The sequence below is a fragment of the Oscillospiraceae bacterium genome, assembly GCA_025758045.1.
GTDB lineage: Bacteria > Bacillota > Clostridia > Oscillospirales > Ruminococcaceae > Gemmiger.
Map to the genome: position 1 here is coordinate 548,844 of CP107208.1, position 19,465 is coordinate 568,308.

Annotated in this window: 18 protein-coding genes and 1 pseudogene; all 19 read right to left on the reverse strand. The window is 42.4% G+C overall.

The window, feature by feature from the left end; genetic code table 11:
• Positions 1-157: 157 nt before the first annotated feature.
• Positions 158-2,026 carry a glutamine--fructose-6-phosphate transaminase (isomerizing) gene (gene glmS / locus OGM81_02830; protein UYJ44093.1) on the reverse strand — a complete coding sequence of 623 codons (1,869 nt, stop codon included), beginning with the start codon at positions 2,024-2,026 and terminating at the stop codon, positions 158-160.
• A gap of 85 nt (positions 2,027-2,111) precedes the next feature.
• On the reverse strand, positions 2,112-3,497 hold the full coding sequence (gene glmM / locus OGM81_02835; protein ID UYJ44094.1) for a phosphoglucosamine mutase: 1,386 nt from the start codon (positions 3,495-3,497) through the stop codon (positions 2,112-2,114).
• 34 nt (positions 3,498-3,531) lie between these two features.
• Positions 3,532-4,356 (reverse strand): acyltransferase family protein, encoded by an 825-nt coding sequence (locus OGM81_02840; GenBank protein ID UYJ44958.1) that lies wholly within the window; start codon positions 4,354-4,356, stop codon positions 3,532-3,534.
• The gene (locus OGM81_02845) at positions 4,250-4,543 is read right to left on the reverse strand and encodes a hypothetical protein (GenBank protein UYJ45023.1); all 294 of its coding nucleotides are present in this window, start codon (positions 4,541-4,543) and stop codon (positions 4,250-4,252) included. The genes OGM81_02840 and OGM81_02845 overlap by 107 nt, the downstream gene beginning before the upstream one ends.
• Entirely contained in the window at positions 4,540-5,973 is a 1,434-nt protein-coding gene (locus tag OGM81_02850) for an oligosaccharide flippase family protein (protein UYJ44095.1), read from the reverse strand. Before OGM81_02850 ends, OGM81_02845 begins: the two co-directional genes overlap by 4 nt.
• A gap of 19 nt (positions 5,974-5,992) precedes the next feature.
• Positions 5,993-7,228 (reverse strand): Coenzyme F420 hydrogenase/dehydrogenase, beta subunit C-terminal domain, encoded by a 1,236-nt coding sequence (locus OGM81_02855; GenBank protein ID UYJ44096.1) that lies wholly within the window; start codon positions 7,226-7,228, stop codon positions 5,993-5,995.
• Positions 7,229-7,347: 119 nt separating this feature from the next.
• A complete protein-coding gene (locus OGM81_02860; protein ID UYJ44097.1) occupies positions 7,348-8,421 on the reverse strand; it encodes a polysaccharide pyruvyl transferase family protein in 1,074 nt (357 codons plus the stop codon).
• Between the two features lie 18 nt (positions 8,422-8,439).
• Positions 8,440-9,630 carry an O-antigen ligase family protein gene (locus tag OGM81_02865; protein UYJ44098.1) on the reverse strand — a complete coding sequence of 397 codons (1,191 nt, stop codon included), beginning with the start codon at positions 9,628-9,630 and terminating at the stop codon, positions 8,440-8,442.
• A gap of 156 nt (positions 9,631-9,786) precedes the next feature.
• Positions 9,787-9,891, reverse strand: a pseudogene (locus OGM81_02870) (sugar O-acetyltransferase).
• 145 nt (positions 9,892-10,036) lie between these two features.
• The gene (locus tag OGM81_02875; protein ID UYJ44099.1) at positions 10,037-10,177 is read right to left on the reverse strand and encodes a hypothetical protein; all 141 of its coding nucleotides are present in this window, start codon (positions 10,175-10,177) and stop codon (positions 10,037-10,039) included.
• On the reverse strand, positions 10,167-11,087 hold the full coding sequence (locus tag OGM81_02880) for a hypothetical protein (GenBank protein UYJ44100.1): 921 nt from the start codon (positions 11,085-11,087) through the stop codon (positions 10,167-10,169). Before OGM81_02880 ends, OGM81_02875 begins: the two co-directional genes overlap by 11 nt.
• Before the next feature lie 12 nt (positions 11,088-11,099).
• On the reverse strand, positions 11,100-12,302 hold the full coding sequence (locus OGM81_02885) for a glycosyltransferase (GenBank protein ID UYJ44101.1): 1,203 nt from the start codon (positions 12,300-12,302) through the stop codon (positions 11,100-11,102).
• A gap of 30 nt (positions 12,303-12,332) precedes the next feature.
• The gene (locus tag OGM81_02890; protein ID UYJ44102.1) at positions 12,333-13,415 is read right to left on the reverse strand and encodes a glycosyltransferase; all 1,083 of its coding nucleotides are present in this window, start codon (positions 13,413-13,415) and stop codon (positions 12,333-12,335) included.
• A 627-nt stretch (positions 13,416-14,042) separates the two neighbouring features.
• Positions 14,043-15,116: a glycosyltransferase family 4 protein gene (locus tag OGM81_02895; GenBank protein ID UYJ44103.1), complete on the reverse strand. Its 1,074-nt coding sequence runs from the start codon at positions 15,114-15,116 to the stop codon at positions 14,043-14,045.
• A gap of 8 nt (positions 15,117-15,124) precedes the next feature.
• Entirely contained in the window at positions 15,125-15,907 is a 783-nt protein-coding gene (locus tag OGM81_02900) for a WecB/TagA/CpsF family glycosyltransferase (GenBank protein ID UYJ44959.1), read from the reverse strand.
• 77 nt (positions 15,908-15,984) lie between these two features.
• Positions 15,985-16,977, reverse strand: coding sequence for an NAD-dependent epimerase/dehydratase family protein (locus OGM81_02905; protein ID UYJ44104.1), 993 nt, complete (start codon positions 16,975-16,977; stop codon positions 15,985-15,987).
• 22 nt (positions 16,978-16,999) lie between these two features.
• Complete coding sequence (locus OGM81_02910; GenBank protein ID UYJ44105.1) at positions 17,000-17,437, reverse strand: serine acetyltransferase; 438 nt, start codon at positions 17,435-17,437, stop codon at positions 17,000-17,002.
• A gap of 11 nt (positions 17,438-17,448) precedes the next feature.
• Positions 17,449-18,681, reverse strand: a complete 1,233-nt coding sequence (locus OGM81_02915; GenBank protein ID UYJ44960.1) for a nucleotide sugar dehydrogenase — start codon at positions 18,679-18,681, stop codon at positions 17,449-17,451.
• Between the two features lie 4 nt (positions 18,682-18,685).
• Positions 18,686-19,462: a nucleotidyltransferase family protein gene (locus OGM81_02920; GenBank protein ID UYJ44106.1), complete on the reverse strand. Its 777-nt coding sequence runs from the start codon at positions 19,460-19,462 to the stop codon at positions 18,686-18,688.
• Between the last annotated feature and the right edge of the window lie 3 nt (positions 19,463-19,465).

Here is a 19,465-nt window from a genome sequence, read left to right on the forward strand (position 1 = left end):
TGCTCCTTTCCAGTTTTTTCTTATATCAACTTCATCAATTGATCTTCGCTTTCGCTCATTGCTCTGGAAATACATGCTTCTCAGTAATTTCTACCATATATTCTTTCAAAAAATTAAGCTTTGTATCTCAATAATTAAATATGGTCTTTTACCCTATTTATTCTACAGTAACGCTCTTTGCAAGATTTCTCGGTTTATCAACATCAAGTCCCTTTGCAACAGATACATAGTACCCAAGCAACTGCAGCGGAATCACTGCCAAACTACCAACGAAGTGCTCATCCACCTTTGGAACATATACCGTGAAGTTTACCTGATCTTCAATTTCATACTTACCATAAGTAGTGAGCCCCATCAGATACGCTCCACGGCTCTTGCACTCCAACATATTGCTGATAGTCTTTTCGTAGAGTTCGCTCTGGGTAAGCACACCGATGACCAGTGTTCCCTGCTCGATTAGACTGATGGTTCCGTGCTTCAATTCGCCCGCAGCGTATGCTTCGGAATGGATATAGCTGATTTCTTTCAGTTTCAAACTGCCTTCCAAGCAGACTGCATAATCAATGCCACGGCCAACGAAGAACACATCGTGTGCATTGGCATACTTCGCAGCAAACCACTGGATGCGTTCCTTATCTTCCAGAGCTTTCTGCATCTTTTCCGGGAGAGTCAGAAGTTCAGAAATATAGTAGCTGTACTGCTCCTCCGTGATTTTTCCTCTCACCTTTGCGAACTGAACAGCCAAGCAGTACATGGCCGCAAGCTGTGCGCTGTATGCCTTGGTCGTAGCAACAGAAATTTCAGGGCCAGCAAGTGTGTAAAACACCTTGTCTGCTTCACGGGCAATACTACTACCCACTACATTGACGATTGCCATTGTGGTAATGCCCTTTTCTTTTGCCATACGCAGTGCTGCCAGTGTATCTGCTGTCTCCCCAGACTGGCTGACAACTATCACCAGTGCCTTCTGGTTGAGCGGCATCTTACGATAACGGAACTCAGATGCAAGTTCCACACGCACCGGAATATCGGCCATATCTTCCAGTACATACTGAGCAGCCATGCCCACATGCCATGCGGAGCCGCAGGCAACAATATAGATCTGCTCGAAGTTCTTGATTTCATCCTCGGTGATCTCCATGCTAGACAGGTCGATGGCGCTGTCTTTAATCACGGAGTTAATGGTATCCTGAACAGCTTTCGGCTGCTCATGGATTTCCTTCATCATGAAATGCTCAAAGCCGCCTTTTTCGGCAGCCTCGGCATCCCACTTGATTTCAGTGGTCTGCTTCTCGATCTCATCACCGTTCAAGTCATAGAAATGAGCTTCACCCGGAGTCAGTTTTGCGAACTCAAGGTTGCCAATGTAATACACGTTGCGAGTGTATTTCAGAATTGCCGGGACATCCGAAGCCACATAGGTCTCACCATCCGCAATGCCGATGATCATCGGGCTATCCTTACGTGCCACCCAGATCTCGCCCGGATAATCACGGAACATCAGCTCAAGCGCATAGGAACCGCGCACACGAACCATCGTCTTGGCAATGGCATCAATAGGACCGAGGTTGTACTTTTTATAATAGTAGTCCACCAGCTTGATGACCACTTCCGTATCCGTCTGACTATAGAATGTATAACCGTGCTTCAGCAGCTTTTCTTTCAGTTCGGTATAGTTCTCGATGATGCCGTTATGTACGCCAACGACCTCAGACTCCACTGTGCCGGAACCAGAACGGGTACAGTTACCTGAAACATGCGGATGTGCATTGGTTTGGCTCGGCTCACCGTGAGTTGCCCAACGAGTATGACCAATACCACAGGTTCCTTTCAATGCCTTGCCGCCATCTGTTTTCTCGATCAGATTGGACAGGCGTCCCTTCGCTTTCACGACCTGTGCCAGATTTTCTCCGTCACGGACAGCCAGTCCGGCCGAGTCATATCCTCTATATTCTAGTTTTGACAGACCATCCAGCAGGATCGGTGCTGCTTGTCGATTTCCTGTAAAACCAACGATTCCACACATAGGTTTATCCCTCCCGTTATTTAATCTATTATCCTTTCCCTTTTATGCAAAACGACTCTGGGAACTGCCAGAGTCGTCATTGACTTTATGCCTTATATCCCTTTTCGCAGATTACATTGACCACTTCATCAACATACTTCTGGCAAGTATTATGGTCAGGTGCTTCCACCATGACACGCACCACCGGTTCAGTACCGGATTCACGCACCAGAATACGACCAGTATCGCCCAGTGCCTCAGCAACCTTAGACACGGCTTCCTGCACAGCAGGATCATTCTGTGCAGCCTTCTTATCGGTCACACGAACATTCTCCAACACCTGCGGATAGATCTTCAGCGGTGCCGCCAGTTCGCTCATCGGCTTCTTCTTAGCCAGCATGACTTCCATCATCTTCAGGCTGGTCAGGATACCATCGCCGGTGCTGGCGTACTTGGAGAAGATTATATGGCCGCTCTGCTCGCCACCGATACGGCAGCCGTTCTTGGCCATGTACTCGTAGACATACTTGTCGCCAACGGCAGTCTTAGCGTAGCCAATGCCCTGCTCATCAAACGCTTTGTACAGACCAAAGTTGGACATGACAGTCGTAACCACAGTATTGGTCAGCAGCTTGCCACGCTCTTTCATATAGCAGCCATAGATATACAGGATATGGTCGCCAGTGATGACATTACCCTTCTCGTCCACGCACAGGCAGCGGTCGGCGTCACCATCGTAGGCAAAGCCAACATCCAAGCCCTTCTCCACTACGAACTTCTGCAGACCCTCGATGTGGGTGGAGCCAGCATTGTTGTTGATGTTCAGACCGTTCGGCTTGTTATTGATAACGTAGGTATCTGCACCCAGAGCATCGAAAACGCTCTTCGCGATGTTCCAAGAACTGCCGTTGGCGCAGTCCAGACCGACCTTGACACCCTTGAAGGAATAGATGCCCAGAGAGATCAGGTAACCCATGTAGCGGTTGCGGCCAGCCACGTAGTCCACCGTGCAGCCGATATGCTCACGGTGTGCAAAGGGCAGTTCCGGCCAGTCCTTATCAAAGACATGGAGCTTGCCATCGATATAATCCTCCACCAACAGCAGAGTCTCCTCCGGCATTTTTTCGCCGTAGCAGTCAATCAGTTTAATGCCATTGTCGTAGTACGGATTGTGGCTGGCGGAGATCATGATGCCGCAGTCAAAGTCATCCACACGAGCAATATAAGCCACGCTGGGCGTAGTAGTGACGTGCAGCAGGTAGGCGTCTGCGCCGGAAGCAGTCAGACCTGCAACCAGACTATATTCAAACATATAGGAGCTGCGGCGGGTATCCTTGCCGATGACAATGCGAGCAGGGTCAGTATCACCATTGCGCTCACGCAGTGCGTTATAATACCAGCCCAAGAAGCGGCCAACCTTATAGGCGTGATCCGCTGTTAATGTAATACCGGCTTCTCCACGGAAGCCGTCGGTTCCAAAATACTTTCCCATTGTTTTCTCCTCATATTTTTACAGAATCGTTTCATTATGTTTTAATTTTTCTATACATCATCTCCGTTATCTTTATTGTGGACAATGCCAGCAGGATTTCGAGCACGGCACAAAATATATATGCCACCGACCCGCCAGCAAATGTTGTTTGGGGGAAGCGAACAAATAGGTATTCTCGCAGCAGAAAACCGAAGTAAGTATTAAAAAGATAGCATTCCAACGAAACTGTTCCCAATTTTTTTAAAAAAGCAACCACACATTTCGGAAGAAAATCGACTGCATACGATGCCGCAAAGCAAAATGGAACGCTCAGCAGGGAAAAAAATATATTTTCTGTGTAGTCGCTTCCAAATCCAGCTTTGCGGAACACCACCTGTGCAACGTACACTATGAATATCGCCACGACACCACTTAACGGAACGGGCATATCGGTTCTAACCTTTTTGCCGCAGCAGTATCCAATCATTATAATAAACACCGTTTGATGCAGCAAATGCAGGTGATCATAAAGTTCGGGGCTTGTATAATAAAGAACAGCACCCAGAAGCAGCCAAATGCTTCCAGCGATCAATGTTGCTCTTCCTCGATTTTTTGTGTTATCGATGGTTTTTCCATACCATGGCATACACAAATAAACCGGGATCAGCATTGCCAGATACCACGGCCCATGATGATAAAGCCAGAAGGAAAGCGTTGAAACATCCATCAAAAATGCCATGATATCTCGTTTTATCAGAATGTCCAGAACAAAATTACAACTTCCCGATATAATCAGGTAGGGAATGAACGTTCTTTTGATTCTGTTCTTCCAGAATACACTTCGGGGTGTTCCTCTGCTCAAGGAATAATAGCAGCTTATTCCAGATAAAAAGCCGAAAATCGGCACACCCAACTGCCCATATCGGAGCAGTTTGCTCAGAATTGTTATACCCCCCCCCGGTTTCAGAAGGCAGATACCCTCCAAAATGAACGAGCAACACAAAAACCGCTGCAATTCCATACAGAAAGCTTCTGTTTTGGGACAGCACTCCGCTTTTTACCATCATTTTGATTCTCCACGCTCCTTTCTAAACATTCCTGCAAACTCCATCAAGAAGCGATAGTTTAATGCCAAAGCCACTGCCGCCACGAATATCAATCCTGCGACTTCTGCCCAAATTTTTCCGGAATAGTACGATGCAATTGCAGTTGCCAGCATCACTATCAACAGCAACAGTTTTTTCCATGACATCGTAATACGGCAGTGACGCTTGTTTACATCCCACAGACGCCAGAAACTGATTGCCATATATCCGCAAATCGAGGATATCGGTGCCGCATACATTCCAATCTGGTTTACAAGTGCAAAGTCTACCACGACATTAATCACAGCCGCAGCCATTGTCGAAAACGCCACCTGCTTTGTTTCATTTTCAACCAGATAAATTGCCGAGATCATACCGATCACTGCGTTAAAGAACACGGCAATCATATACCAGGGAATCAAGCCGTACGCCTCTGTAAAAGACTCATTGACGATGATTGTAAAAATCAATGGGATGCATACGATAATACCAATTGCAATGCTTGCAAAGAAGGTGATCATTTTATCGAACATCTCACAGACATATTCTGGTCCGCCTTCATCTTTATAATGAAGTACGACCTGCTCTGTCCACGACGTATTGAAAATCGAGAAAAATGTCGTATAAATCGTAGATATCTTCGCTGCAACTGCAATCAGTCCATTGGCTGCAATCGAAACAAATGTAGAAATGATCATGCGGTCTGAAGAATGGATCACCGTCCAGGAAAGCTCATTCGGAACAAGCGGGATCGCATAGTTCATCACCATTTTCATATCTTTTTTGTTTGCAGCCTTGATGTCAAAGTATTTCCAGATCCTTGTACACACAAAAATGTATGTGCCGCCGATCAACGGTCCAACGATCTGCGACACGAGCATTGCCGAAACACCCAAACGCATAATTGCAACAAAGAGGATATTCAGCACGATCATCACGAATGCTGAGATAAAGTTGCCTGCCGCATAGACCGTGTTGTTTCCCAAACCTCTTGCAATTCCAGCAGCAGTCTGCAAGAAAATGGATGCAAGCACATAGATCAACAAGAACCACTTATAATCGATCGTGATAAAGGGATGCACCAGCAAAAAAACAATGATATATCCAACAAATATCACTATGGTTTCCAGAATGACCGTAGAAGATATTTCTCTCAGTCTATGCTCATCATCCCGGCAGGTAACGAGAAAGCGAAATACCGCCTGACTCATTTGCAAACCAATCACGACCGCAATGAGTGACGCATATGTAGTCAACAGATCTACCAGACCATATTCTTCGGTAGTCAGCAGTGCTGTATACAGCGGCAGCAGCAAAAAGTTTACGATTTTCGTACTGACCTGGCCGATCGCAATGATACCGGTATTTTTAAACAACGCCTTACTTGTTGACGAATTATTGATTTTTTTCATGATTTCTTTTCCTTATTTGTTACGCGGAAAAATATTTTGCTCCCTTTTTGATTATTTTCTTAAGTTTTGTCGGCACCAGTTTTCGGCACGCCAACCGTATTTCCTTCACATGCAATGTACGTATCACAAAATAGCGCTGCATTTCCTTCTTGCAGGCGCACTGAACCGAAGCATCAAATCCGTTTCCTTCCGAATATAGCTTGAGAAACTCTTTTCGGTGCACATTCGGAGCTGAAGGGCCCCGCAGTTGTTTTTCAAACCGGTATGCCTCTTCGGCAGGTCTGCGATACAGTTGGATTTTTTCTTTTTGCTGAAGGGTGTCCAGCAAAAATCGGCCTTTGGGAGTAGATGGGATAACACAAGATACCGACCTGTTCTCCTCTGTCCACGGTTCCAGTCTGCCTAACCCGCTGAAATCGGAGATCGTCAAATCTCCCACTCTTTCTGCTCTTGCATATCTGCAATGATAGCAATTTTCCCGGTAAGTCAGCATCTTATGGTATCCCACCTGATACGAATCAAGATATTCCACTGGTGCAGAATAAAAGACTCGATTTCCTCCGCGCAATGTAAAAATGAAACTGTTTGTTCCGTACTGCGGATCGCGAAAGAAAACAGTTTCTGCTTCTTCGTTTTTCTTTTCCTCGATGCTGTGGATATGTTCCTTCAGGTACCGTGCCGAACAGGTTCCATGACAAATGATGTCCACCAAAAGCAGATTTTCATATTCTTTCCCAAGATATGCCCGAACACCGGCAACATGGCAGGGCAATCCAATAAACAAAACATTTTCTCCTGCGTTCAAGTATCTCGCAATCGATGCATATGTATCCCCCATTTTACTGAATACATACTTGGAATTTTGGCAGGCTTCTATATCCTTTTTATTTTGCACCTCAAAATAATGTGCCTCATGCGCTTTGTCCAATTTAACGCCGAACGCATGCATCCCATTTTTCAGAGCAAACTGATACAATTCCGCTGCAATTCCGCCGGAAGCACTTTTTCTGCGCGTGTCTGCATCGGTGCTCCATGCCGCATAAACTTCTTCTGCCCGCTTTTCTGGGAAGAAGCTGTTGTTCAGGTGGCACACTTTCTGGCATTTTCCGCATCGGATGCACAAAGATTCGTCAATTTTCGGAAACTCTTCACCATACTCATTTTCTGAGACCGAAATGGCATGTTTAGGGCAAGCGCTCAGACATGCCATGCAACCGGTGCACCTATTATGTTCCGGTAAGCTGATTATTCTCATCCTTTTTCTCCATCTTAGACTTATTTATTGTACTCCCAAAACTCCGTGCAGCCAAAACGGCATTTTACAATCTGCAACCTCATACTACTGATCTCACATAAAAACTAGGTTGCCATTATTCAGGCTTTCAGCATTTCCTTCAAAACTATAACCGACTCCTGTCGGAAATCCTGAAGTTTTCTGTCCACGATGGCGTAATCTATCTTTTTACACGCTCTCACATCCAGTTCATCACCACAGCGATCCAAAACACCCAATCTCTTTGCAAGCGAGATCACCCTCGACTTATGGGCTCTCGTATAAAAGAAAAACTGTCTATGGAAATATATCGAAAACAGCATTCCATGATAAGATGCCGTAAAGACCATGGAGGCATGTTTGATCAAGCCCAGAAACTGCTCCAGTGAAGTGGGCTTTACATTTTTTGCATTTTTTGCCGGTCTGTAATAATTGATGTAATATACTTTTTTATTATTTGCCTTCGCATAAGAAATTGCATCATGCAGGCATTTATGGTCATCACTGTCGAAATAAACCAGCACATAGTCATCCTCTGGATAACTGCTGGGCGGAATCGCTCGTTCCCACTCTTCCGTCGTCAGGAGCAATGTAGGGTCGCATACCTGTTCTGCTTCTCTGCCAGAGATTTGCCACACCCATGATACTGCTTCATCTTCCCGAACTGCAATTCTTTGAAAAGACTTTAGTAATCCAGAAAGTTTTTCTTCATTCTCCCGAATGTCACAGTTTCCTACGGACGAAGAAAATGCATATTTTTTGGAATCATCTCTTACAAAATCCAGAAAATAAGTATAGTCATCCTCTGTAATATCTCTGCCCCAGACGATATCACTGCCTACAATGATTTTACTGTAATCCGGCTCCGCTTCCCAAATATTATCCGGCTCGTATGGTTTGGACAGCATCATTTTTTCTTTCCCAAACTGCTCCAACTTTTGGGCTTTTCGTTTGATCGCCGGACCATAAAGACACTGACGAACGATTCCTTTCGGGTCGGACAGTCTTAATTCCGGTTTTAGATTTTCTCTTTTTTCGATTGCAGGGCACCGATAGTCAATAATTTCACACGAATACCCCAAATCTCTTATTTTTTCATACAGACCATACGCCTGAAGGCTTGAGCCAAAATTGGAAGTCCGATGAAATGTTAATACACCGATTTTACGATCCATTTTTCTCCCCTTTTTTCTTTATTTTATCGCGCTAGAAACGGCATATTCTTGTCTTTTTTCCAAACACTTGTGAGAATCCGCAATAAGCAAATATAAGAAATAAATAATCGAATATCCAATAAATTCTTCTGAAAATCCCATAATATTCATGACCACAAGTGTCATCAGCATAAATCCCTGTAAATAATATTTTTTATGCTTCTGATTTGTTTTAAAGCACATAAAAATAATCAACGAATATGCCGCCATTCCAAGGATGCCGGAACGAAGTAAAATGCCAGCAAACAAATTATGTGCACTCCTATTTGTTGGCTGCCAAACCGCCAAATAAACTTTTGTGCCAAGTCCATACCCTAAAAATGGTCTGTTTATAATCTTGATAAATGCCATCTGCCATATCTGTGTCCGCCCGTTAAAGTCACCACTTTCGCCCAACACAGCAGTAACAAAGTAGTTCACGAATCCAACAGACGTACCTGCCATCAACAAAACGATCAACACTGTAGAAACCCAGAATCCATTTTCGACAATAACTTCTGAGATCATTTTAGACCTTGATACAACAAACATTGCTCCGATCATCAACACCAGACAAACTGCCGCCGTTGAAATGAAGATTTGCATCAAGTAAGCGATCGTACTCCCAACTGCCAGTAAAAGCCAAAATTTTGCTTTCCATTTATCTTTCTTCGGGCAAATGCTCAAATAGGTGTAATCAAACGCAAGCGCCGGAATCATGTAATATGTAATCGTCGTTTTAGAACCTATGAAGCAGTTTATGACCTCATCTGTTACATAACCCAGATCTAATCCTGGCAAGATGAATGTCATGGCATCTAGCAGCAAAAAAACAGAGAGCATTATACCCATCGTTTTGCAGATCCCGGTTGGATCCCGTTTCATAAAATACTGAAGAACCACGATTCCTGTAAATGTGCATCGAAACAGATAGGAATAGTCTGCCGTCAAACTTCCCTGATAGGAAAACGTCGTAATTCCAAGGACGACCAAAAAAAGCAAAATAATATTGCCTTCCACCTCCTGATACTGCCGATCCAAAAGATAGACTACTACACAGCAAAAGAAGGAAGCGCTTCTAATATATCCGCAGAAAGAATGTACCCACGTACCAATAAACGCCGTCGGTTCCAAAATCGCAAACAGCACAACTGCCGCAAAAAACAAGTATATTGTTTTCTTTTTTACCACTTTTTCACTTCCTCTCATTATTTCATTTTTACAAACCACTTATTTTTTAAATAAGTATTGTTTCAAATAGACTTTTTTGTCTGCCTGATAGGCATCTTTATCATAAGGCTCCATTTCATGCAGACTTTTCAGCGCATATTCTTCTGTTGTCATTATTACTTTTGCCGGTACTCCGCATGCTACCATTCCATCGGGAACATCCTTTGTAACCACACTGCCTGCACCGATCACACACCGTTCCCCGATATGAACTCCTGGCATAATAATTGATTTGCATCCTATAAATGTGCGATTTCCTACTTCAATTCTTCCGTATTTTATTACATCTCTATATTCTTTCCTGTCACGGAATGCCCATGTTCCTCCATCATGGTTCACAAACGTAACATCAAACGAAATACGAACGTCATCTCCTAGCTTGATTAGATAGGGTTCCGAGCCAAAGTTTACCCCCCCCCATCACACTAACACGCTCACCTTCTACCATACCAGCTTTCAGAGCTTCTTTATGCGAATCAGTAAAGATTTTTTTGATTTTATTCAGCATTTTTATACTTCCTTTCAAAGTCAGACAACCCAATTCCCTGATATTTATTTTCAGCGATCATCTGAAAATACCTCTCCAAAATCGAGTAAAGCAGTTCTATTTCCTCTTCATCTCGGAAATAAGGACTACCTCCTGCCATAAGCTCTGAAGAATGTACCATAAATTCCAGGTATTCTACCCCATCCTTTTCCACAGCTCTGGTAAGTCTCAACAGATCCTTCATCGATTTTGTAAATGGCCTCAGCCATATTTCTTGCCCTAAAAGTACCGTCTTGACCTTATGTTTTAACGAGCCGCCTGTCATGCATCGAATATGCCGTGTCGTCATCGGCACTTCCAGCAGCCCCTCAACAGGATAATATGGCTTAAGCGGATATTTTCGATAATCATTCCCGCAATTTTTCATATATCCCGGAATTTTCGAAAGATCCAACTGTGGTGTAACAGAGCAATCCACCTTGATTCCTACCTGTTTCAAGATATTAAAATATGCATCATTTGTTGCCCACCGTCCTGAACGATTGGATGTAATATTCATCTCAAAGCGTTCTTGCAGAAGTTTCATCAGTTCCTGCACCTTTTTTGCCGCAACTTCTTCTGGATACTCTGTAATGTACGGATTCCCGCCGTATCTATTTTCCAGCGCAAATTCAGGCGGAGAATTCCATGCATGAATATGCATTCCAATTTCGCATTTTCCTTCTCTCGCTTTTGCAGCTCCATAAGTGACCCACCTATCATCACAGGCCATTTCATAGTTTGTCAGATAGGTTGGAATCAGCCCATATTTTTCGCAGAGGTTTTGAAATCGAGGGATACTCTTTGCATTCTCCGTTGTTATATCATCACCCGGATGCCACATCCAAAGATTATCGCCTTCCGTATCAACTGTTATGATAAAATGCTTCATTTTTTCACGCTTTCACTTTTTCCAGAGCATCATGTATTTTTCAATTTCCGACTCATTGCCATATTCATGGGATGCCAGTTCTCTCTGAATCCTGTTGTATAGTTCTGGTTCCTGTACATACCGCATAATACACTGCGCCACTGACTGCGGATCAAAATCTGCAATCAATCCATTTTTTTCGTTGCTTACTGCGTCTGCCACTGTCATGTAGTTTGTTACTACGACTGGGCAGTGCAGAATTTTTGCCTCATCAAGTACCAGCGATTTTCCCTCATTATCCGATGTCTGAACAAAAATATCTGCATTTTTTATGTATGGATACGGATTGCTCTTTACTCCCACAAACACAAACTCTTTCAACAAGTCAAGCTTTTCAACAAGCGCCTGTAATTTTTCTTTTTCTTCGCCTTCTCCCACCAGGAACCATCTAAACTCAATTCCGTGATCTTTCAAAATTTTGGCAGCCTCAATTGCCCGATCAAATCTTTTCACTGGATTCATCCGTCCGATTGAAACCAGCTTTACCATATCTTTCGGGATATCTTTATACTCCGCAGGATACTCTTTTTCTGCCATGCTACAAATCAAACTCGGTGAAAAAATATTGTCGATTGATACTACTTTTTCTTTAAATTCCGGAAACACTTTCAGAATGCTGCTCACGCATCTGGGCGAAACCGTTATAATACCATTAGCCGCTGAAAAATATGCTCTGTCAAAATCCTGATTTGCCATCAACTCTTCATACTCATGGTGGACATAAAGGTATTTTTTATCCGCATTACACTTATCAATCACAAAATAGTTGGTAGCACCGTGCATATAGGAAATTGCGACATCATAATGCTTTTTTAACTTTGGAATATAAGGGATCCAATGCTTCCACATCCGTTGGATGTCATCTAGTTCAGATTCATTCTTCTCTAGCGCATTCGCCACATAGTGGTTGATTTTCCCCGCAAGACCTCGTCCTGTTACATTTTTCCAGAACATTTCCGATGTGATAGAATAACTCATGCAAAAGCATTCTTTCGGTTCGAAGATCCAATGAACATTCTCCGGAACCTGAGACAGAAACAGTCCCTCCGGTCTGAAAACTAGCAAATCCACATTGACATCTTTTGCATGTGTTTTTTGAAGGGTCGCCAAAAAGGACACCAGGCTCTTTTCTGCTCCACCGCCGCTCAGGCCTGACATTACAACCAATAATTCCATATTTTCAACATTCTCTCCCTCTCCGATTCTTCAAGAAAAAAGCACTTCGCACCACTGTTCTGCAATCACACACGCATCCAATTGTTCTTTCAGTTTTTTCGCCTTCTCCGAAACAGCTACACATGTATCCATCTCCGTTATCTTTTTCATCTTTTGAACGAGTGTCTTTTCATCTCCGACAGGCACCAAAAAACCATTTTTGCCGTCTTCAATAATCATCCGTGCGCCGCCAATGGGACAATCTGTACAAATCGAGGGTATTCCCATGGCAATTGCCTCGATCATCGAATTAGACAGTCCTTCATAGTCCGATGTAAGCATAAACGCACGATAATTTTTCGCTTCTTCCAGAATATTTTTCTTGAAAGCTTCAATAAAAACGCATTTCTGTAAATCAAGTTCTTCGATCAATTTCAGAAGATTTGCCTTTTCCTCGCCTTTTCCAAAAATATGATAGGTATACTCTGGATTTTCATCATGGAACGCTTTGAAGGCTCTAATTGCCATCCGAAGGTTCTTCTGAGGCTGTAATCGACAAAATGTAATAATCTTTTTCTCTGTATTTTGTACATTATAATCCGGGAAATTGCTTTGCAAAGGGTTCAAGATAACGCGGCCTTTTTTTTGAATCGCCTTTGAATAAAAATCCAACGCATCTTTTGTTTGAAAAACAATACCATCCGCCATCCTAAAAGCAATCCTTGTGGCAAATTGAAGCATTTTATTTCCATCTTCCAAACGCTGTGGGTCATTTCGCAGAGAAACTACAATTCGGTTTTTCAAAAACACACTCGCTGCCGCAAGGTATACATTCTGATACGGCAAAAAAGAAACAAAGACTGCATCCGGATTCTCTTTCATTATGCTCCGAATGTCCATAATCTGCGCGATTGGATTTTTTTTTCGTCCGCACCGCGAAACATCCAGCTTGACCTGCGGATTAATTGGATATTCCACAAGATTTTGCTTTACAAGATACAGCGTCGTATCGATTCCCATATCGGCAAACTGACCGACCAAAACACTGACCACTCTTTCTGCACCGCCACCTACCATATTGGGCATAATAAAACAGACTTTTCTAACTGACGCGTCAGCATCCATCCGTTTCATTCGTTTCACCATGATCTTCCTTTCTTTCATATACTTTTGTAAGCAATTGCAGATGTGCTTCTAGGGAGTATCCATTTTAAACGATGTTATACGAAGCCTTTTCTGCCGAATCTCTTTTTTCTTTGCTAAATATTCCCAATCTGCCAGTTCTCCCTGCTCTGTTAGTGAAATCAATTTCTGTCAGTAAATTTACTAAGCTTCTTTCTGCGCCACCATTATTAAGGGCATAGATTACAAATGATATTTTTTCATTTCGTGTTCCTCTGTATTTTTTGATAAATCTGTATCCCGCAATTCACATTACCCCCCTATTAATCGGAGACGTATTAAAACTTTCTTTACTTCCTGTTTTATACATTCTTTCGGAAAGCATTTAAATACTGCGTAATTAAAAGCCTTTCCACTTTTAATCATCTCAAAAAATTCATTTCGATTTTCAGGTTTTTGTGATGGTGTATTTAGCTGGTGATTATGCGCAATAGCATTATCCATATCTACTGGTTTTGTAACTATATGGGTATGTGACAACAGTTCTTTTCCTCTTTCTGTTTGACACAGTATGCAGAGCCATAATTATAAACTCCTTGCATTGTAATTAAGCTTAATTTCATTTTTTGCACCTGCTTTTTATTCTTCTATCAGATGACTATAAATATTAACCATCCTCTCAATATTACCTTCCGCATTAAACTTTTCTCTGATAGTTTGATATGCAGCCTTTCCATATTTGCTTCTTACTTTCGAATCTGACAAGATTTCAACCAAACTATCTATTATTTCTGTAACATTACCTGCGTTAATCATAACACCATTTATTTTATTCTCAATAATTTGAGGAATACCACCAACATTGGTGGATATTGTTGCCAATCCATAGCTCATTGCTTCCAACACTGACATCGGCATTCCTTCATGATATGAAGGGAGAATAAATGTACTGCATTTTTTTAAATACGCTTCTTTTTCTGCATCTCTTATCCAACCAAGCAATTCAACATAGTCACTCAAACCATTTTCATCGATTATTTTTTTGCTTTGGGCAATATCACCATCACCGCCCAAATAAAAATGTGCATCTGGCACTTTTTGCAAAACAGCAGGTATCGCTTTTAAAAGGTCATACGAACCTTTTCGTTCGCCCAGTCGCCCCAAAAAAAGCACTTTTCTGTCCGCATAATCTTCTTTTACATATTTGGGAATAATCACGCCGTTATATAGGATAACGATTTTGTTGGAATCACAAATATTATCTCCAAAGAACTTAGCCCATTCTTCCGAAAGCACAATCACAACATCTGCCATTGCAAAAATTTCTTTAATCTGATTTTGCTTTTTTCTATCAGATTGTTTGAAATAAAAATCATCAAAATCCGCTGAATGCTGATGTATGATTATTTTCTTACCTTCTTTTTTTGCTTTTCTTACAAAGAAACTTTTTCTTGTAAAACTTGCCTGAGCCGCCATATGAATATGGACAATGTCATATTCGTTTACATGCCGCAAAAAACTCACATACGAGCTACAGGCAACTATCATTTTTTTTATTTTATTTCCGTCTTCCATGGACGAAATATAACGCAGTTCCACTTTTTTTTCTAAGCCTAATTCGTAATATGAATTTACTACCGTGGAAATTCCTCCCATTACATCTCGCCCAGGACCTACCATTAGAACTTTTGGGGCATTTATATTTCTTTCCATGAAAATCCTCACCGTGTCTTTTTCAGATTATATTCTGCTGTATAATACAAATATTTGAGCCCTCCTAATACATATCTTCTCCATAGCCTTTTGGGTTCCTTAGAAAGCCTAAACAACCACTCCAAGCTTGCCTTTTCCATCCATTCTGGCGCTTTATCTAATGTTCCAGCAAAAAAATTAAATCCTGCTCCAACACCAAACATTACTGTATTATGTATTTTTTCTTGATGTTGCCACATCCACATTTCCTGCTTAGGAGCTCCTATTCCAACCCAAAGAAAATCCGGACTAAGTTTATTGATTTCATCACAAATTTTCTTATCTTCTTCCTCAGTAAGAGGTCTAAACGGCGGAGAATACATTCCAACAATTTGAATGCCTGGGTAATCTTTTTCAAGATTACTTCTTAATTTTTTAAGAACCTCATCATCTTTTCCTCCATAGAAATAATGAGTTTTTCCCTGCTTTATCCCTTCTGCAAATACATCTCCCATAATATCTGGTGCTGCACAGCGATCACAAGAAAGGCCTTTTCGTCTTCCGATTTTTACAATCGGCATGCCATCTATTGCTGCCATAGAAGATTTATTATACATCTCCGCAATTTTAGGGTTTTCTTTTGCTGAAATAATGGCCGGAACGCCAACTAGATCCACCGTGGCACTAACTGGTGTTGTAGGCATTGAAAATACTTCTTTTACAAATTCTTGTTTAGTCGTTGCACAAACGCCTACCACACCGCACACTTCAAAATCTCGTTTTCGTTGATATATCATATCTGTATTCATCATCAATCCTCATATTCTTCTGAAATAAACAGACTTAGGCTTCAGTCTTTAACGGCTGAAGCCTATACTGATTTACCTGATTATCCTTTAATCTGTTTTTCTATCCAGCGATAGGATTCTCTTAGGCCTTCTTCCAAGGATACAGTTGGCTCCCAGCCAAGAACTTCTTTGGCCTTCGTGTAATCTGCACACCGAGCTTTATCGCCCTCCGGCTTAGTCGTATCAAACTTTGGTTCAATTCCCTTTCCGCTGATTTCTGCAACCTTATATGCAATTTCCTTAATACTGGTGCAGTAAGAAGGTCCAATTTGAATCCAGCCATGTCCCCAGCCTTTATCAAGTGCAAGCACCAATGCATTAACGATATCATTCACATGAATAAAAGCACGTCCCTGCTCACCAGAACCCCAAACCACAAAGTCCTCCTGCGGATAGTTTACAGCCTTACGAATCAATGCAGGGATCACCTGACTGCGTACGCCAAAATCAGTTGGCGTACCATAAACATTATGGAACATCAGTGTGCAACACGGGATGCCTGTTTCTTTCTCCAAATAACCAATTTCCAGCTGACCCATGAGCTTGCTCCAGCCATATGCAGACTCTGGAAATGCAGGAAATAATTCATCTTCATGCAAAGGTTCCGGATTAAGCGTATTCTGACGAGTCAGAGGAAAACTACAAACTGTCCCAACGTACAGAAGACCCTTGACCTTTTCCTTCCCAGCCTTGCGGCATGCCGCAAATAAGTTGGAATTAATCAAATTGTTTACACGGAACAATTCACCTTGATTGCTAAATACATAGTCAATGCCGGCAACAATATCTGCCAAATGGACCACATAGTCTGTAATACCTACAACAGATTCTGCATCTTCAAACACAGAAAGATCTTTCTTAAAGAAATGTGTGTCCAAATCAATGACAGGTTTTCCATTTTCATCATTTAGATATTCTAACTTGCCTCGCCAAAGATTATCAGCCACATAAACATCCCATCCCTCTTTGACTAGACGCTTCACCAAGTTAGAGCCAATCATACCACAACCGCCGGTTACCATAATACTTTTCATTTTAATATCCTCCAAATATAATTTAAATTGAAAACGTGTTTTTTTCGGGTTCATACACCTTTACTACTTTAGCTGGAACCCCTACTGCGGTACAGTTATCGGGAATATCTTGAATTACAACCGCATTTGCACCTATTCGCACATAATTTCCAATGTGTACTGGTCCAACAATTACTGCACCTGCATTGATTTCTACATTATCACCTATTATGGGAACCCCCCCCCGACCGCCGGCAATTGTTACATGTTGACGAATGCAACAATTCTTACCTATCACTGTGTTTTTATGCATTACAACACCTAAACCGTGGTAAGTAATAAATGTCCCTTTTCCAATGGAAACTGACGGCGGAATAACTGCGCTAAACAGCACCCTAACAAGCATCTTTACTATTATTGCTAATATTTTTAGGTGATGATTATATAACCAATTTTCTAAACGATATATTTTTATAATCATCTATTTCTCCTTTAGTCGCGCTGGAAAATATCGCGTGAATAAACCTTATTCTTCACATCATCCAGACACTTGTCGTAGCGGTTTGCGATGATAGCCTGACTCTTTTTCTTGAAGTCATCCAAGTCATTAACAACCCGGCTACCAAAGAATGTATCCCCGTCTTTTAGGGTAGGCTCATAAATGATGACCGTAGCACCTTTTGCCTTAATACGCTTCATAACTCCCTGAATAGAACTCTGGCGGAAGTTATCGCTGTTGCTCTTCATCGTCAGACGGTAAACGCCAACCACAACTTCCTTTTCCTTGCTCTCATCCCAGCTATCATTTGCTTCATAAGCACCAGCAATTTCAAGCACCCGATCCGCAATAAAATCTTTACGAGTGCGGTTGCTCTCAACGATTGCTTCAATCAAGTTCTCCGGTACATCGGCATAATTTGCGAGCAGCTGTTTAGTGTCCTTGGGCAGGCAGTACCCGCCGTAACCGAAGCTGGGATTGTTGTAATGAGTACCGATACGCGGATCAAGGCAGACGCCGTTGATAATCTGCTGAGTATTCAGTCCCTTCATCTCTGCATAGGTATCCAGTTCATTGAAGTAGCTAACACGCAGAGCCAGATAAGTATTAGCAAACAACTTAACCGCTTCTGCTTCGGTAAAGCCCATGAACAGAGTGTCAATGTTTTCCTTGATTGCACCTTCCTGAAGCAATTCAGCAAAAGTATGTGCAGCTTTTACTAGCCGAGCGTTTTCTACATCCGTACCAACGATGATACGGGAAGGGTAAAGGTTATCATACAGAGCCTTGCTCTCACGCAGAAATTCCGGGCTGAAGATAATATTGTCGCAGTGATATTTTTCGCGGACACTTGCTGTGAAGCCAACAGGAATCGTGGACTTTATCACCATAATTGCTTCCGGGTTATACTCAATTACCAGTTTGATAACCGCTTCAACTGCAGAGGTATCAAAGAAATTTTTCTTGCTGTCATAGTTGGTAGGAGCTGCAATGACAACAAAATCAGCATCAGAATACGCTTCCTTGGCATCCAGAGTTGCAGTCAGATCCAGCTCCTTTTCTGCCAGATACTTCTCAATGTACTCGTCCCGAATCGGAGATTTCTTGTTATTGATCATCTCCACCTTCTCAGGGACGATATCCAAAGCCGTTACCTGATGGTGCTGTGCCAGCAACACTGCCAGCGAAAGTCCAACATATCCCGTACCGGCCACGGCAATTTTCAAATCTTTAAACTCCTTCATTATTACTTTCTCCCTTGTATACTTTTCTTGAGAACACACTCTTTACATACTCGTAGCTGTTAATATCGCCAATGTCATACCGTTTGCCCGGCATAACGTAAGCGTACATCGGGGTCTGCTTGCTCAGCCATGCGGCAAAGCTACCTGGTGCGTCATAACCGCAACCATTGTCCAGTGCTTCCTGAATCCGCTTTACATCACAGGCACGATAGCAGTAGAACGGCGGCACAGCCAGATTTCCTTTCGGCTCTTTCGGCTTCTCCTCATAGCTGGTAATCAGGTCATTGCCATCCAACGTAATGATTGCCGTTTTCTGCTGCTTTTTCAGTTCATTTTCCTCATGGCACATCACACAGGAGGTATTTTTTTCCTTTGCGAACTCCACAAACTTGGAAAGACTGAAATTCAGCACATTGTCGCCAGCCATAACCAGCAAATCATCAGCTAAATTCAGTTTTTCTACTGCCATTTGAATATCTTTGACTGCTCCCAGACGAGTTTCATTGGTGCTTGTACCATCGTCGATCACAGTAATCTCATAAGGCCGCGTCTTTTGCTTATTACTTTTCCAATCCTCAAAATGCTGTGCGAACTTGTGGTTGGAAATCACCACAAATTCGTCAATGTCGGTGGTGTCCACCAGATCATCCACCAACCAATCAAGGATGGACTTCTCGCCCACTTTCAGGAGCGGCTTCGGGAAATTCTCGGTCAGTGGATAGAGCCGTGTGGCGTAACCCGCCGCTAAAATCAAGCATTTCATCTA